Here is a 16,954-nt window from a genome sequence, read left to right on the forward strand (position 1 = left end):
ACCCTCAGCCCTCGGTGAGACCCGCCCGCTGCCGCAACAGCGGTGCCGTGCGGTACGGCACCATCTCGCGCATCGAAAGGGACAGCTCGGTGCGCTCAATGCCGGGCGAGGCGAGGATGACGCCGGCGATGCGGTACAGATCATCGGTGTCCTGCGCCACCACCCGGATCATGATGTCGGCGCCCCCGGCGATACCGTGCACCTCTACCACTTCGGCGATACCGGTGAGAGCGGCCTCGATCTCCTGCAGCCGATGCTGGTTGACCCTGGCCGCCACGAACGCCGTGAGCGGGTAACCGAGAGCACGGTGCTGCACCCGCCGATCCATGCTGCCGAGTAACCGGTCGGACTCGAGCCGTGCCAGTCGGGACTGCACAGTGTTGCGGGACAGGCCGAGACGCTGGGCGAGTTCGACACCCGACAGCCGGGCATCCTCGCTCAGTGCGAGCAGGATGCGGGCGTCAGTGCCGTCGAGGTCTTGCATGTATCGCAGTCTGGCACGGTTCAGAGCGTTCAGAGTGTGCATTCTGCTCAACTCTGGCGAGATGGGTTGTGCAGTCACGCCGCGGGGCGCACTATTCAGGGACAACTGGCCACACGCAATACACGTCAAAGAGGACGGTCGTCATGAGCATCGCATCGATGGAAATCACCGGGCAGACCGAGGCGGTGGCTCTGCTGCCGAGAGCCGGCGGCGACCTGCTCCTTCATCCCGTCTTCTCGGCCTACGTGAGTGACATCGGTGACGCCGAGCTGGTGCAGATGTACACCGATTTGGTGGTCGTGCGCCGAATCGATGCCGAGGCGACTGCCCTGCAACGCCAGGGCGAGCTCGGACTCTGGGCGCCGATGCTCGGCCAGGAAGCTGCGCAGGTCGGATCGGCCCTTGCCCTGCGGAAGAAGGATTTCGTCTTCGCAAGCTATCGCGAGCACGCCGTGGCCTACTTGCGAGGTGTGGACCCCACGATGATCCTTCGCTTCTGGCGCGGGTCGACCCACTCCGGTTGGAACCCGTACGAGGTCAACATGACCACGCCCGCGATCGTGGTCGGCTCGCAGATGCTGCAGGCAGTCGGCTACGGCATGGGGATCCGCCGGGACCGTTCTGACGACATCGCAATCACCTATTTCGGCGACGGGGCCACTAGCCAGGGTGACTTCTCCGAGGCGCTGGGATTCGCCGCGAGCTTCAACGCTCCGGTCGTCTTCTTCTGCCAGAACAACCAGTTTGCGATCTCCGCTCCCGTCGGCGTGCAGGCCACCGTTCCGATCGTGCAGCGCGCCGCGGGCTTCGGAATCGAAGGCGTGCAGGTGGACGGCAACGATGTGCTCGCCGTGCTCGCCGTCACCCGGTACGCGGCCGAGCGCGCGCGCAACGGCGACGGACCCACCTTCATCGAAGCGGTGACCTATCGCATGGGGCCGCACACGACATCCGATGACCCGACTCGCTACCGCGACGCCGACGAGCTCGCCCGGTGGAAGGAACGCGACCCGATTGACCGGCTGCTTCGCACCCTTGAGCATCGTGGGCTCGCCACTGCCGAGATGCTCGCCACCGCAGAAGCGAAGGCAGGCGAGTTCGCCGCCTCGGTGCGCGCCGGATGCCTCGGCACGGTCGAGCCAGCACCGGAGTCGATCTTCGAGAACGTCTACGCCGAGCCGCACTCGCTGCTCGAGGAGGAGCGGATCGAGTTTCTGGCCTACCACGGCATCCCCGACACGAAGGCGGCCGGCCAGTGACGACCCTCTCGCTCGCCAAGGCAATCAATGCCGGACTCCGGCGATCCCTCACCTCTGACGACCGCGTCATGCTGATGGGGGAAGACGTGGGGGCCCTCGGCGGGGTCTTTCGCGTGACCGACCAGCTGCAGGCCGAATTCGGTCGGGAGCGGGTCTTCGACACCCCGCTCGCGGAGTCGGGAATCATCGGCACCGCCATTGGTCTCGCCATGCGCGGCTACCGGCCGGTCTGCGAGATCCAGTTCGACGGCTTCATCTACCCGGCATTCGACCAGATCGTCTCCCAGCTCGCGAAGATCCATAACCGTACGGATGGCGCCGTCACCGTACCCCTGACCATCCGGGTGCCCTACGGCGGCGGAATCGGTGCGGTCGAGCACCATTCCGAGTCTCCAGAGGCGTACTTTGCGCACACCGCGGGCCTTCGCGTCGTCTCCTGCTCCGCCGCGGATGACGCTTACGGCATGATCCAGCAGGCGATCGCCTCCGATGACCCGGTGCTGTTCTTTGAGCCGAAGCGCCGCTATTGGGATAAGCAGGATGTCGACCTCGAAGGCACCCCGACACTCGGGCTCTACGACGCCCGAGTGGTGATCGAGGGCACGGACCTCACCGTCGTCGCCTACGGTCCGATGGTGGCGACCGCCCTCGCTGCGGCGCGCGAAGCGGCGACCGAGGGCACCTCCGTCGAGGTCATCGACCTGCGGTCGCTCTCCCCCATCGACTTCGGCACCATCGAGCGCTCGGTTGCGAAGACCGGCCGGCTCGTCGTGGTGCACGAGGCCCCGGTGTTCCTCGGGCTCGGCGCCGAGATCGCCGCGCGCATCTCGGAGCGCTGCTTCTGGATGCTCGAGTCGCCGGTGATCCGGGTGGGTGGATACTCCACCCCCTACCCGCCGTCCAAGGTCGAGCAGTATTACCTGCCCGACATCGACCGGGTACTCGACGCGGTCGATCGAAGCCTGGCGGTGCAGTGATGGCCACCGATTTCCTCCTTCCCGACCTCGGTGAGGGACTCACCGACGCCGAGATCGTGCGCTGGCTCGTGAAAGCGGGCGACGAGGTCGTTCTCAACCAGGTGATCTGCGAGGTGGAGACGGCAAAGGCCCTGGTCGAACTGCCGTCACCGATCATCGGGATAGTCTCTGCACTTCACGTCGCTGAGGGCGAGACGGTGTTGGTCGGCGCCCCGATCATCAGCTTCGGTGGGGCTGAAGCAACTATCCATGATCCTTCCGCGACTGAGCCGGATGCCGAGGAGGACGGCCGATCGAACATGCTCGTCGGGTACGGGCCCGGTGCGAGCGATCATCGCTCCGGCCACCGCCGTCAGCGGGCTTCTGCCGCGGAGCTGACGCCGGAGCCCCCGCTTTCGCCCTCGCTTTCGCCCTCGCTTTCGTCCCCGCTTTCGTCCCCGCTTTCGTCCCCGCTTTCGTCCCCGCTTTCGTCCCCGCTTTCGTCCCCGCTTTCGCCCTCGCGCGTGCTCGCCAAACCCCCGGTGCGCGACCTCGCGCGGCGCCTCGGGCTCGACCTCGCAACTGTCACCGGTACGGGATCGAATGGCGCGGTCATCCGCTCTGATGTCGAGGCGGCAAGCGGCTCTCCGTCGGCGCCTTCCGTTGTCAGCGACAGGACCGCTTCGGCCGACGAGACCAGGGTGCCGATCAGCGGCGTGCGCAAGCGCACTGCTGCCGCGATGGTGTCGAGCGCGTTCACGGCACCCCATGTCACCGAATTCGTGACCGTGGATGTCACTGCCACCGTCGAGCTGGTGGATCGCCTGCGCGCGCATCCGGCATTCGAGGGCGCGAGAGTCACGCCACTGTTGCTGATTGCGAAGGCGCTGGCGATCGCGACGGTGCGGTATCCCGCGCTCAACTCGCGCTGGGACGAGGCCGCCCAGGAGATCGTGACTTATCGCGCGATCAATCTCGGCATCGCCGTGGCCACCCCGCGCGGGCTCATGGTGCCGAACATCCGAGATGTCAACTCTCTGACACTCCGCGACCTCGCGGATGCCCTGTCGGGACTGGCGACCCGCGCTCGCGACGGCAAGACGGCCGTGGCCGAGCTGTCCGGCGGCACGATCAGCATCACCAATATCGGCAGCTTCGGTATCGACAGCGGCACTCCCATCATCAATCCCGGCGAGGCTGCGATTCTCTGCTCAGGGGCGATCCGGCGGCAGCCGTGGGAGTTCCGGGGCGAAATCGCCCTGCGCTCGGTGATGACGCTGAGCGTCTCCTTCGATCATCGTCTCGTGGACGGAGCAGCGGGGTCCGCATTTCTCGCAGAGATCGGACGGATCCTGGCCGATCCGCTCGAACTCATCGCCCTCGGATAGGAGCAGCATGAACATTACCGACACGGTCGCCATCGTCACGGGAGGGGCCTCCGGCCTCGGGCTCGCCACCGCCCGAACGCTCACCTCCGCCGGCGCTCACGTGGTCATCCTGGATCTGACCGCGCCACACGAGCCGCTGGAGGACACGACCTTCGTCGCCGCTGACGTCACCAGCGAACCGGATGTCGCCGCAGCGGTCGGCGTCGCGACGGGCCTCGGCACCCTGCGCATCCTGGTCAACTGCGCCGGTATCGCGCCGGCGAACCGTGTTGTCGGTCGCGATGGCCCGCTCGCCCTCGAGCTGTTCGAGCGTGCCATCCGCATCAATCTCATCGGCACTTTCAATGTGCTCCGACTGGCAGCCGCGGCAATGCAGCAGAACGAGCCGATCGACGGCGAGCGCGGAGTGATCGTGAACACCTCCTCTGTGGCGGCGTTCGACGGGCAGATCGGGCAGGCGGCCTACTCGGCATCGAAGGGCGCCGTTGCGGCGATGACGCTGCCGATCGCGCGGGAATTCGCCTCGAACCTCATCCGGGTAATGACGATCGCTCCCGGAGTGTTCGAAACTCCGATGATGGCGGCGATGAGCGAGGAGACGAAGCTCTCGCTCGGTAGCCAGGTGCCGCATCCGGCACGTCTCGGCCGGCCGGCCGAATACGCCTCGCTTGTGAAGCACATTGTGGAAAATCCCTACCTCAACGGCGAGACGATCCGACTCGATGGTTCCATCCGGATGACGCCCCGATGAGCCACAATCCGCTGACCTCCGACACCGCCGCCGCGCAGGAACGCCGTCCGCGGCCCTCCGATGACTTCCTCGACTACCGCGACCTGCTCACGCCCGTTGAGCAGCAGCGGCTGAGCGATGCCACCGCGATCTTCGACCGTGAAGTGCGACCCGTCATCGGCGCCCACTGGGATGCCGCGACGTTTCCCTTCGAGTTGCTTCCAGCCCTCGCCGGACTCGACCTCATCGGCATCCCAGCCTCAGGCGGCAGCCATTTGCTTCGCGGCTTCCTGCATCTCGAGCTGTCGCGGGTCGACATGTCCGTATCCACATTCCTGGGAGTGCACTCCGAGCTGGTCACCGCCGCGATCGCCCGACTCGGGTCGGACGAGCAGCGCGAACGGCTTCTTCCCGGCCTGCGCGATCTGACCCGCATCGGGGCATTCGCCCTCACCGAGCCGGATCACGGATCGGACATCTCCCGCTCGATGGCCACAACGGCCACCCGGCACGGGGACACCTGGAGCATCTCCGGAGCAAAACGCTGGATCGGCAACGGCACAATCGCCGACCACATCATCCTCTGGGCTCGCGACACCGCAGACGGCGAGATCAAGGCCTTCATTGTGGACCGGGGCACCCCTGGACTTCGCACCGAGAAAATCGAGAACAAGATCTCGCTTCGAATCGTGCAGAACGCGGATATCCTGCTCGATGACGTGCGGGTCGACGAGTCGGCTCGACTGCCCGGTGCGACCTCTTTCCGCGACGCGGGCGCTCTTCTCACCGACTCCCGGGTGTGGGTGGCCTGGCAGACGGTCGGCCTGCAGCTCGCCGCCTATGATCACGCGCTCGCCTATGCGCTGGAACGACGCCAGTTCGGCAAACAGATCGCGTCATTCCAACTTGTGCAGGAGAAGCTTGTGCGCATCCTCGAGAACGCCACCGCTTCCCTAGGCACAATGGTGCGAATCGCCCAGCTGCAGCAGAAAGGCACCCTGCGCTCCGAGCACGCGGCGATGGCCAAGGCCTCCGGAAGCGCACGGATGCGAGAGTCGGTAGCGATGGCCCGCGGCATCCTCGGCGGCAATGGCATCTCGACCGACTTCGGGATGGCGCGGATCTTCGCGGATGCCGAAGCGGTCTACAGCTACGAGGGAAGCTACGAGATCAACACCCTGCTGGTCGGTCGGGCGATCACCGGGATCTCCGCCTTCGAATAGTGCGAGCCGCCTGCGAAGGGTGGACGGACCGGGCGCAGACGCGACGCAGGCCAGGAGCAATTCCTCGCTCCTGGCCTTCGCTTCGGATGCCTGTGGTTCTAGTTGCCCTCGGTAGCGTCCGCGCCGGACGTGCCGCTGTGGTGCGCGCCCGCTCCGACGTGGCTCGTCGGCGCGGTCGACAGGTCCGACTGGCCGAGGGTCTTACCCGTGGCCAGGTCGCTGGCCGCGTCACGAATGATCTCGCCGAGCGGGAGCTTCGCGCCACTCTTCAGGTCAGTGGCGATGGTCCTGAGCTCTTGGCCATATCCGCCCCCGAGCGAGGTGCTGCTGATCTTCTGAGCGGCTGCATCCCGCTCGGCCGCCGACGCGGTCTTCAGCGAGGTGAGGTCGGTCTGCAGCGCGGTAGGCAGCCGCGAGAACACCATCGTCTGACCGGTGGCCGCGGTGGCGAGCTTCTGCGCCTTGACGCCGTCGATCTTGTCCGCGAAGAATGCCTCGCGTACCTGTTGCACGATCGACCGGGAACCGAATGCCTGTCCGCTGTGGGTGGAGTCGCTGTGCGTGGAGCTAGTCGAGGTCGTGCTGGATCCTGCCGGCGACGAGGTCGCGGCGGAGGCTCCGGTAATGCCGACTCCGAAGAGTATGCCGGCCGTGAGCACGGTCGCCGCTCCGACGGCGAGGCGCTTCCTCGCGGGAGTGTTGAACGTGGTGGGAATCTGGTTGAACGTCATCAGTGGAACCTTCTCTCTAGCCCACGACCCCGTTTCGGCAGATGGCCGGATGCGGGCCGCAATGTGGGCATCGAGAGAGGCTAGGTAGTCGGTCTGGGTGTCCCGTCAGTGGCCGCTGGCAATCCTGTGACTTCTTGGCGCGTTGCCGCCGCGGGCATGGGCTTCGCGGCCGAGATCGGAAATTGGATCGGTAAACCTGGCACAGCGATCGTGCCCCCACCCATCGTGGGTGGTCTGCTCTTTCCAAGGATGCGCGCGCGAGTTCGGTAGAATTGGACGCCCATGACCGACGCGACGACCGAGTACCGGATCTCCTATCCGGAGGACCTCCCGGTCAGCCAGCGCCGCGAGGACATCGCCGCGGCCATCCGCGATCACCAGGTCGTGATTGTCGCGGGCGAGACGGGGTCGGGCAAGACAACGCAGCTTCCGAAGATTTTGCTCGAACTCGGCAAGACGAGCATCGGCCACACCCAGCCGAGGCGTATCGCGGCGCGCACCATCGCCGAACGCATCTCCGATGAACTCGGGACCCCGCTCGGCGGCCTGGTCGGCTACCAGGTGCGTTTCACCGACACCGTGAGCCAAGACACGCGCATCAAACTCATGACCGACGGCATCCTGCTCAACGAAATCCACCGGGATCGACTGTTGCGTAAGTACGACGCAATCATCATCGACGAGGCCCACGAACGCAGTCTCACCATTGACTTCCTGCTCGGCTATCTCAAACAGCTGGTGCCGCAGCGCCCCGATCTCAGCGTGATCGTCACCTCCGCGACCATCGATCCCGAGAGCTTTTCCCGTCACTTTGCGGATGCCGCGGGTGTCGGTGCACCCATCGTCGAAGTGAGCGGGCGCACTTTTCCCGTGGAAGTTCGGTATCGCCCGCTCGTGGCCGAGGCGCCGATCGCGGACGAAGAGGAAGACGCCGAGACCGAGGCCGACCTCGATCCGATGGAGGGAATCAACGCCGCCCTCGACGAACTCGCGCGGGAGTCGAGCGGCGACGTTCTGGTTTTCCTCAGTGGAGAGAACGAGATCCGGGATGCCGAGGAGGCGATTGGGGGGCGCAACCTGCCGTTCACCGAGGTGCTTCCACTGTATGGCCGACTGAGCTCGGCGGAGCAACACCGGGTCTTTGAGACCGGGCGCACCCCCGGCATCCGCCGTCGCATCGTGCTCGCCACCAATGTGGCCGAGACGAGTCTCACGGTGCCCGGCATCAAATACGTGATCGATGCGGGGACTGCGCGCATTTCGCGCTACAGCGTGCGATCAAAGGTGCAGCGACTACCGATCGAAGCGATCAGCCAAGCGAGCGCAAACCAGCGATCGGGTCGCAGCGGCCGCACCAGCGACGGCATCGCCATTCGGTTGTATTCCGAACAGGACTTCATGCGCCGGCCGGAATATACCGAGCCGGAGATCCTGCGCACCAATCTCGCGGCAGTGATCCTGCAGATGATCTCCCTCGGGCTCGGCGACATCGCGAACTTCCCGTTCCTGCAACCGCCCGACTCGCGCGGCATCAAGGACGGGCTCGACTTGCTGCGAGAGCTTGGGGCGGTTTCGGGCTCAGGAACAGTCGATCCGGCCATCACCCGCATCGGTAAACAGCTCACCCAACTGCCGATCGACCCGCGGCTCGCGCGCATGGTCGTGGAGTCGAAGCAACACGGAGTCACCCGCGAGGTCATGGCGATCGTCGCCGGGCTCAGCATCCAGGATCCTCGGGAGCGACCGCTCGACAGGCGACCGCAGGCCGACCAGTCACACGCCCGCTTCGTCGACCCGACCAGCGACTTCCTCTCCATTCTCAACCTCTGGAACTATCTGCGCGAGAAGGAGAAAGAACTCAGCGGCAACCAGTTTCGACGCCTCTGCCGCAGCGAGTACCTCAATTACCTCCGGGTGCGAGAGTGGAAGGATGTCTTCCGCCAGCTTGAGCGGATGGCAAAGCCCCTCGGCCTCGTGGTCGGCGGCCCGTCGACCAACCCGAACGGCATCCACCGCTCCCTTCTTGCCGGCCTGCTGAGCCAGCTGGGCATCCGGGATGTCGCGAAGAAGGAATACATCGGCGCTCGGCAGGTGCGCTTCAGCGTCTTTCCCGGCTCCGCTCTGGCGAAAAAACAGCCAGCCGAATTGATGAGCGCCGAGCTCGTCGAGACGAGTCGGCTTTTCGCCCGCACCAACGCGGCAATCGACCTCTCCTGGGCCGAGCCCATCGCCGGCGATCTGGTGAAGAGAAGCTACAGCGAGCCGCACTGGGAGAAGAAACAGGGCTCCGCCGTGGCGTGGGAACGAGTGACTCTCTACGGTGTGCCGATCGTCGCGCGTCGACGGGCGCAGTTTTCAAAGGTTGACCCTGCTTACGCGCGCGAACTGTTCATCCGTCATGCGCTGGTCGACGGTGACTGGGATCTCGACCGCATCGACACGCGCGTGAGTGCCTTCGACCGCGCGAACCGTGCGCTGCGCAACGAACTCGCCGAGCTCGAGGAACGCACGCGTCGACGTGATCTGCTCTACGACGACGAAGCCGTGTTCGACTTCTACCAGCGACGTATCCCGGCCGAGATCACCAGCCAGCGCCTGTTCGAGACCTGGTGGCGCACAGCCCGGTCCCGGACTCCAGACCTGCTCACGATGACCGCGGAGAACCTCATCGACGAAGATGAGGCGGCCCCGGTGGCCGAACTCGTGGAGACCTCCTATCCGAAGACCTGGAGCCAGGGCGACCAGCGCCTCACCCTGAGCTACCGGTTCGAGCCGGGGGCCGACGACGACGGAGTCACCGTGCAGGTGCCGATCGCCCTGCTCGCGCGCCTCCAACCCGAGGGCTTCGACTGGCAGGTGCCCGGGTTTCGAGAGGAACTGGTCACGGCGCTGCTCAGGTCGCTGCCGAAGGCGATCCGTCGAAATGTCGTGCCGGCGAACGATTGGGCGCGCCGTCTGCTCGCCGAACTGCCCGATGCCAGTGACGGACGGTCGCTTCGCGCCGCCATCGCCGCAACGGTCACCCGCCTCACCTACGTGCCCGTGGCGGTCACCGACTTCGACGAGTCGCGCATCCCCTCTCACCTTCGCATGACCTTCGCGGTGATCGACGAGCGTTCTCGCACGGTCGCCAGCGGAATGGACTTACGCGCGCTACAGGAGCAGCTCGCCTCGACGGTTCGCGAAAGCGTGGCAAGGGCATCCGTCACCCCCCGCAGCAACCTCGAGCGGGCGGGGCTCACGACCTGGGACTTCGACGAGCTACCCCGCACTCTCGACACGAAGCAGGGCGGCAACACCATCCGGGCCTACCCCGCCCTCGTTGACGACGGCACGAGCGTCTCCATCCGGCTCATGAGCACGCCCGGCGACCAGGCGCGGGAACAGCACAGTGGAGTGCGGCGGATGCTTCTGCTCGCGATCCCCTCGCCGGTGTCCTACGTGCAGGAGCACCTCACCCATACCGAGAAGATCACTCTTGCGCAGAGCCCGTACCGCACGACCGCCGAGCTCTTCGCGGACTGCATGGCGGTCTGTATCGACGCGGTGGTCGAGGACCGCGAGATCTGGACTCGCACGCAGTTCGAAACCATTCGCGACGAGATCTCGGCCACGATCATGGATGCCCTGTTCCAGACGGTCTCGCTGCTGACGAAAGTGATAGTTGGTTCGCGCGACGCCGAAAAGGCGATCAAGGCGGCCTCCAACATTGCCATGCTCAGCCCGCTCGCCGATGCTCGCGAGCAGCTTTCGGCTCTCGTCTATCCCGGCTTCGCCTCCGTGACCGGCCTGGCACAACTGCGCCGATTGCCGGTCTACCTCGCCGGCATCGTGCACCGCATCGGCAAGCTCGGCGAGAATCTCGGTCGAGACCGGGTCTGGATGGCCGAAGTGCAGACCGCGACCGCTCGTTTCGAGCTGGCTGGTGGCAGCCTGCCGCTCGCACCGAATTCGAAACTATCGCTCGTGCGGGCGCGTTGGCTGCTCGAAGAACTACGGCTCAGCCTGTTTGCCCAGCATCTGGGCACTGCCGAGCCGGTATCGCTGCAGCGAATCGTTCGGGTGCTAGCGGAGTAGCAATCAGGTCAGCAGTCGCACCACGGCCGGGGCGACGGTCTCGTCGTTCAGCACGAGTTGCCCGTCGAGGACGCGCTCGACATTGAGCTTCTCCTCCAGGTTCGCCGTGATGATCGGCAGCGATCGTTCGATGACCTTACGGATGCGATCGTGCAGGAACGTGCTTGACACCCGGTAATCGGTGAAATCCGAATCGTGTGCATAGATACCGAGCGGCAGCGTGAGCGCCTGGAAGAACGAGAACAGGGGGCGAAACTGGTGCTCGATGATGAGCGCATGGCGCTCCGAACCGCCGGTGGCGGCGAGCAGGATCGGGGTGTCGACCAGCGCGTACTGGTCCACGAAGTCGAAAAGGTGCTTGAAGAGCCCGGTGAACGACGCCCGATAGACCGGAGAGGCGACGACAAGCAGGTCGGCGGTCTCGATGCGCTGCAGTTCTCGCTCGACGTTCAGCGGTAGCCCCGCGCGGCTGAGCGAACCCGCGAACGACGGACCGAGTTCGTTGAGTTTGATGAAGTGTGCGTCGATGGGCAGGCGTGTTGCCAACTCCGCAACGATCTCCTCGACCAGCGCGATGGTCTTCGATGGCGCCTGAAGGCTCCCGGAGATCGCGACGACATTCAGTGGGCGGCTCATGACTTCGACCGTAATACAGTGGCGCTCCAGGCGCGCGAGTGTTGCTCTGCGTGACGGCAAAGCGACGGGATGCCCCCTTAGCTCGCAGGAAAAACGATAGCGTCGCCGATGGTGTGGATCGTCACCTGGTCCCCCACTCGATACTGGATCCCGCTGGCGACAGGCAGTTCGAGCCCCGAAGTTCCCGCGATCTCGAGAGTGAGAAGCTGGGATGACCCCTGAAACTCGGCAGCGGCAATGCGAGCGACGATGCCACCGGCATCCACTCCCGGTACGAGAAGATCGATGACCAGCTGCTCAGGCCGAAACAGCGCCGTGCAGCCTCCATTGAGGGAGGTGCACCGGGCGACGACACCGAGCGGGCAGCGAACCTGACCGGCGGATGCGTTCGCCTCAAGGAGCACGACATCGCCGAGAAAGCGCGCGGTTGCGAGGTCGGTCGGCGAACAATACAGCGCCGTCGGAGTTCCCACCTGCGCAAGTCGCCCGTCGCGCAGCACAGCGACCTGATCGCCGAAGGTGAGGGCTTCGGCGCGGTCGTGGGTCACGAGAACCGTCGTGATGCCCGCGGACGTGAGCGCGGCGGAAACGAGTTCGCGAGTGGAGGCGCGCAGGCCGGTGTCGAGGGAGGAGAACGGCTCGTCGAGCAACATCACGCTTGGCTTCCGGGCCATGGCCCTGGCGAGTGCAACGCGCTGTTGTTGCCCGCCGGAGAGTTCGTCTGGTCTGCGCGACGCCAATACCGGATCGAGGGACACGAGGTCGAGGAGCTCGGAGACGATCGCCGGGCGGTCGTCGCGTTCGTGGCGATCGAGCCCGAAGGCCACATTCTGCCCAACAGTCAGATGGGGAAACAGGGCGCCGTCCTGCGCGACATGACCGACGCCGCGGCGATGGGCCGGGACGGCAACCCCGGGACCCGCGACGATCTCCCGACCGATACGGATGGTGCCGACATCCGGAAAATCAAAACCGCTGAGTAACCGCAGAAGCGTGGTCTTGCCCGACCCTGACGATCCGACGATCACCGTCTTCGACCCGGCGGGCACCGAGAGGTCGATCGATTCGAGCACGGGGGTCGAACCGTAGCGCTTTCCAATGCCGCGCAGGTCGATCGTGCTGTGTTCGGAGGTGCTGGGTTCGATCTCGCTCATATGCTGTTCACCGCCGTTCTCTCGGAACGTGATCTCGCGAAGAGCAGGTAGGTAACAGGCAACGAGAGCAGGATCATGAGACTGGCATAGGGTGCAGCGCCGACATAGTCGATGTCGTTCACCCGCGACCAGAACTGGATGGCGAGCGTACGCGTGCCGTTCGGTGCGAGCAACAGGGTAGATGTCAGCTCTGTGACAATGCCGAGGAATACCAGGGACGCCCCCGCGAGCGCCGAAGGCATCACGAACCTGAGGGTAACCGTCGAGAACGCGACCAGGGGATGCCGACCGAGTGAGCGAGCCGCCTCCTCAAGCCCGGGCGGCACCTGGGCGAGTCCGGAGCGCAGGTTCACGATCGCGCGCGGCAGGAACATCAGGAGGTAGACCACGATCACGAGGGTAGTGGTCTGGTACAGCGCCGGCATCAATCGGATGGCCACGGTCACAAACGCGAGAGCCGTCACGAGCCCGGGGAGCGAACTCGTCACATAGTTGATCGACTCGAGGACGCGGGCGACCCGACCGGGAAACCGCACCGCGAGGAAGGCGATCGGGAAGGCCAGAAGGCACGTGACCAGCGCACCGACCAGCCCGTAACCGATGGTCTGGCCCAGGGCTGTGAGGAGATAGCGGTCAGACCAGATGGCGAGTCCACCCGAGACGAGCCACCGCGCCACGCTCGCGAACGGCACGATTACCGACAGCGCTACGAGAACGCCGAGAAAGAGATAGGCGATCGGCGCCCACGAGCCGAGGAGGGTGCGACCTGCGGGCCGAGCCGATCCCGTGCCGATACGCGCATATCGTGCTCCGCCGCGGGCGCCGGACTCGCCCACCAAGAGGAACAGGCAGCACAGCACCAGAACGCCGGCCAGGGCGTTGGCGGCCGGGCCGTTGAAAGTGGAACGGAACTGGTCGACGATCGCAGTGGTGAAGGTATCGAACCGGATCATCGCGAAGGCACCATATTCCGAGAGCAGGTGCAGGGCGATGATCAGCGACCCGCCGAGGATGGGAAGGCGCAGCTGCGGCAGCACCACTCGCAGAAAGACCCCGAGCGGCGGGACGCCGAGTGACCGAGCGGACTCCTCAACGGCAGGGTCGAGTCGACGCAACGCCGCGACGGTTGGGAGGTAGACGAGCGGAAAGTAAGAGAGTCCCGCTACTAGCACGCCCGACCACAGCCCATTGAGCGAGGGCACTGCACTCACCCAGCCGTAGCTGTTGACGAAAGCGGGAATGGCCAGCGGTACGACAAGCAGGATCCCGAACGCACGCGAGCCAGCGAGCCTCGTGCGCTCGACCAGCCAGGCGGCCGCGACGCCGACGAGGGCGCAGAGCGGCACGGTGATGAGCACAAGCCCTGCCGTGTTCGCGAGCAGTTCTGCGACCCTTGGGCGGAAAACGAGAGCGGAGAGCGTCGGTGCGCCGGTTGCGATCGCGGTGACAACTACGTATCCGAGCGGCACCAGACCCAACAGTGATACCCCGGCGGCCATCGCGATGATGGCCGCCGGGGTGCGATGTCGGAGTCGAGTCACCGGCGGAGTCTTTCCCTGTTGGCCTAAAGAATTCCCGCAGCGGTCATGAGGTCGGTGACCTTACGGCTGTCGAGCTTCGACGGATCGAGTACGGGGGCGTTCAGGTCGACGAGGGGAACCAGTGCCTTGTTCGCGGCGACCTCGCTGGCAACGGGGTATTCGAACGAGCTGCCCGACTGGAGGATGGCCTGTCCGGCTTTTCCCGTAATGAATTTCAGAAACGCCTGGGCTGCCACAGCATTCTTCGCCGTCTTCAACACTCCGCCACCCGAGGTGCTTACAAAAGCGCCGGGATCCTTGTTCTTGAAGTAGTAGAGCTTCGTGTTCGCGCTGTTCTCACCTGTGCCGGCCTGGTCTCCGAACCAGTAGTAGTGGTAGATCACGCCGGCGGGGATCTCGCCCGCGTTGACCGCCTTCATGACCGTGCTGTTTCCCTTATAGGTCGTGCTGTTTACTTTCATCGTCGCGAGCCACGCCGCGGTCGCTTTCTCGCCCTTCAGGGCCAGAAGCGCACTCACGATAGCCTGAAAATCGGCACCCGAGGGTGAGGCCGCCCACCGGCCCTTCCACTTCGCATCCGCCAGGTCCAACAGGGATGCCGGCAGCTGGGCCTCCGAGAGCAGGGACGGGTTGTAGACGAAAACGGTACTGCGCGCGGCAATGCCGGTCCAGTGGCCGGTCGACGGCCGATAGGCCTTGGGGACCTGGGCGAGAGTAGCGGCATCTACCGGGGCGAACAGCTTGGCATTATCGACGAGGCTCATTGCTGGAGAGTTCTCTGTGAGGAACACATCAGCGGGTGAGGCGCTCCCCTCCTGCACCAGCTGGTTGCCAAGCTCGGAGTCGTCACCGTTGCGGAGCGTGACAGTGACGCCGGTCTCCTTCGTGAACTCATCGGCCCAGGCTTGAGTGAGTTCTTCGTGCTGCGCGTTGTAGACCGTGATCGCTCCGCTGGGCTTCGCGCCGGGCGTAGAGCTGGCCGCCGGTGTCGCCGCGGAGCATCCAGCGAGCACGATGACGGTCGCGAGTGAGAGCGCCGCGGCGGCGACCCATTTCGGGGTGGTGGTCATGGACATTCCTCTAGTCACGGGCAGGCTCTGGACCGGCAGCGATATCGCCGAACCTCATTTAGGTAAGCCTACCCTAACCGGCTAGGAGTGAGGATCAACCACGGCTTTCATCTCTGTCTCGTAGATCGCCACGAGCTCGCGCTTGAGCACTTTGCCGCTTGGCCCGAGGGGTAGCACCTCCACGATCTCCACCCTGCGGGGGTATTTATAGGCTGCCAGTTTTTCCTTCGCGAACGCTGCGAGCGTGGCGGTGTCGACGTCTGCTCCGGGGCTCAGCACGACGACAGCCATGATCTCCTGGCCATGCATCTCATGCGCCACCCCGAAGACCGCGACACTTGAGACCGCCGGATGCGCCACCAGAACCTCCTCGACCTCACGCGGATATACGTTGTAACCGTTGCGCAAGATCATGTCTTTCTTACGGTCCACGATCCAGATGTAGCCATCCGCGTCTTTGGTGCCGAGGTCTCCAGTGCGGAACCAACCATCGACGACCGCTTTGGCCGATTCCTCCGGCAGGTTGAGATAACCCTTCATGAGATTATGACCGCGGATCACGATCTCGCCGAGTTCGTCGATGGGGAGCAGTTCGATCGCCTCCTCGACCTCGGCCCGTGCGATCTCGACCTCCACTCCCCAGATCGGGGTACCGATGCTCCCGGGGCGAGGCGTGCGGCCCACATGGTTGAAGCTTGCGACCGGCGACGTTTCAGTGAGGCCGTAGCCCTCATAGATCTCCACCCCGAACTCGGTCCTGAACCGTTCGATGACGGCGACGGGAAGGGATGATCCCCCGGAGACCGCATACCGCAGCTTCGGCCGTTCCGTGGTCTTCTTTGCCGCTTCGAGGAGAGCGATGTACATGGTGGGAACGCCCATCATGATCGTGCACCCGGAGTCGATGAGCAGGCGAAGGGCGGAGTCACCGTCAAACTTCGGCAGCAGCACGATCCTCGCGCCGGCACGCAGGCCGGTGTTGAGGGTGCAGGTCTGGCCGAAGGTATGGAAGAGCGGAAGACCTCCGAACACCGTGTCATCCGCGCGCATGTCGAAGGTGCTGAGCAGCAGGGTGTTGGTCTGCTCGACGAGCGCGAAATGGCTGCCCATCGCCCCCTTCGGCTTGCCGGTGGTGCCACTCGTATAGAGGATTGTTGCCGTGTCCGAGGGCTGGCGGGGCAGATAGGTGCGAATCGGCTCGGCCTCAGCGGCGAGCGTCTCCAGCTGCGGGATTCCTTCGATCGGATCTGGCGAAAGTACCGACAGCACCGGGATGCGGGCCTGTTCGGCACCTTTGGCACCCTGCCCCAGAAGCGGAGCGGCGCAGATGAGCATCGTGGCGCCCGAGTCGCGCAGCACGTATTCGATCTCGTCGGACTTGAGCAGCGCGTGGATCGGTACGACGATCCCGCCGATACTGAGAATCGCGAAATAGGTGCGGGCGAAGTCCGCGACGTTCGGGATGAGGATCGCGACCGCGTCGCCTTCGCTCACCCCTCGCCCGAGCAAGGCTCCGGCGTAAGAGCGGGTCTGCGTCCACAGTTCGGCGTAGGTGATCTCCTGGCTTCCCACAACCAATGCGATGTTGTCGGGCGTGCGATCCGCCGATTCCTTGAGAATCGCGGCGACGGAGAGGGTGGAGTAGCTCGGGTCGGTCATGGTGTTCCTGTCATCCTCGACTGGGTGCGCTCGCCTGCGAACGCTC

At 65.0% G+C, this 16,954-nt stretch carries 13 protein-coding genes; 6 read left to right on the plus strand and 7 right to left on the minus strand.

Features of this window, described 5'->3' with window-relative positions; genetic code table 11:
* Nucleotides 1-4 precede the first annotated feature (4 nt).
* On the minus strand, nt 5-484 hold the full coding sequence (locus RCH11_RS06285) for an Lrp/AsnC family transcriptional regulator (protein WP_327056131.1): 480 nt from the start codon (nt 482-484) through the stop codon (nt 5-7).
* A 143-nt stretch (nt 485-627) separates the two neighbouring features.
* On the opposite strand from RCH11_RS06285, the gene pdhA reads away from it, so the two are divergent.
* Genes pdhA through RCH11_RS06310 form a run of 5 tightly spaced genes read left to right on the plus strand, consistent with a single transcriptional unit; the run spans nt 628 to nt 6,040 of the window.
* On the plus strand, nt 628-1,743 hold the full coding sequence (pdhA, locus tag RCH11_RS06290) for a pyruvate dehydrogenase (acetyl-transferring) E1 component subunit alpha (RefSeq protein WP_327056132.1): 1,116 nt from the start codon (nt 628-630) through the stop codon (nt 1,741-1,743).
* Nucleotides 1,740-2,720 (plus strand): alpha-ketoacid dehydrogenase subunit beta, encoded by a 981-nt coding sequence (locus RCH11_RS06295; protein ID WP_327056133.1) that lies wholly within the window; start codon nt 1,740-1,742, stop codon nt 2,718-2,720. Before pdhA ends, RCH11_RS06295 begins: the two co-directional genes overlap by 4 nt.
* Nucleotides 2,720-4,087, plus strand: coding sequence for a dihydrolipoamide acetyltransferase family protein (locus RCH11_RS06300; protein ID WP_327056134.1), 1,368 nt, complete (start codon nt 2,720-2,722; stop codon nt 4,085-4,087). The genes RCH11_RS06295 and RCH11_RS06300 overlap by 1 nt, the downstream gene beginning before the upstream one ends.
* Nucleotides 4,088-4,094: 7 nt before the next feature.
* Nucleotides 4,095-4,838, plus strand: coding sequence for an SDR family NAD(P)-dependent oxidoreductase (locus RCH11_RS06305; protein WP_327056135.1), 744 nt, complete (start codon nt 4,095-4,097; stop codon nt 4,836-4,838).
* Nucleotides 4,835-6,040 carry an acyl-CoA dehydrogenase family protein gene (locus tag RCH11_RS06310; protein ID WP_327056136.1) on the plus strand — a complete coding sequence of 402 codons (1,206 nt, stop codon included), beginning with the start codon at nt 4,835-4,837 and terminating at the stop codon, nt 6,038-6,040. The genes RCH11_RS06305 and RCH11_RS06310 overlap by 4 nt, the downstream gene beginning before the upstream one ends.
* A 98-nt stretch (nt 6,041-6,138) precedes the next feature.
* Here RCH11_RS06310 and RCH11_RS06315 read toward each other — a convergent pair whose 3' ends face one another.
* Nucleotides 6,139-6,771, minus strand: coding sequence for a hypothetical protein (locus tag RCH11_RS06315; RefSeq protein ID WP_327056137.1), 633 nt, complete (start codon nt 6,769-6,771; stop codon nt 6,139-6,141).
* Between the two features lie 282 nt (nt 6,772-7,053).
* Between RCH11_RS06315 and hrpA the strand changes: the two genes are divergently transcribed.
* On the plus strand, nt 7,054-10,848 hold the full coding sequence (gene hrpA / locus RCH11_RS06320) for an ATP-dependent RNA helicase HrpA (protein ID WP_327056138.1): 3,795 nt from the start codon (nt 7,054-7,056) through the stop codon (nt 10,846-10,848).
* 3 nt (nt 10,849-10,851) lie between these two features.
* Here the strand turns inward: hrpA and msuE are convergent, their stop codons facing one another.
* From msuE to RCH11_RS06345, 5 genes are all read right to left on the minus strand, one after another.
* Complete coding sequence (gene msuE, locus RCH11_RS06325) at nt 10,852-11,484, minus strand: FMN reductase (protein ID WP_327056139.1); 633 nt, start codon at nt 11,482-11,484, stop codon at nt 10,852-10,854.
* A 77-nt stretch (nt 11,485-11,561) separates the two neighbouring features.
* Complete coding sequence (locus tag RCH11_RS06330) at nt 11,562-12,638, minus strand: ABC transporter ATP-binding protein (protein WP_327056140.1); 1,077 nt, start codon at nt 12,636-12,638, stop codon at nt 11,562-11,564.
* On the minus strand, nt 12,635-14,179 hold the full coding sequence (locus tag RCH11_RS06335; RefSeq protein WP_327056141.1) for an ABC transporter permease: 1,545 nt from the start codon (nt 14,177-14,179) through the stop codon (nt 12,635-12,637). Before RCH11_RS06335 ends, RCH11_RS06330 begins: the two co-directional genes overlap by 4 nt.
* 23 nt (nt 14,180-14,202) lie before the next feature.
* Complete coding sequence (locus tag RCH11_RS06340) at nt 14,203-15,249, minus strand: iron ABC transporter substrate-binding protein (RefSeq protein WP_327056142.1); 1,047 nt, start codon at nt 15,247-15,249, stop codon at nt 14,203-14,205.
* An 81-nt stretch (nt 15,250-15,330) separates the two neighbouring features.
* On the minus strand, nt 15,331-16,908 hold the full coding sequence (locus RCH11_RS06345; protein ID WP_327056143.1) for a long-chain-fatty-acid--CoA ligase: 1,578 nt from the start codon (nt 16,906-16,908) through the stop codon (nt 15,331-15,333).
* Nucleotides 16,909-16,954 lie beyond the last annotated feature (46 nt).

The sequence above is a fragment of the Glaciihabitans sp. GrIS 2.15 genome (assembly GCF_035984695.1).
In the GTDB taxonomy this organism is placed as follows: domain Bacteria; phylum Actinomycetota; class Actinomycetes; order Actinomycetales; family Microbacteriaceae; genus Lacisediminihabitans.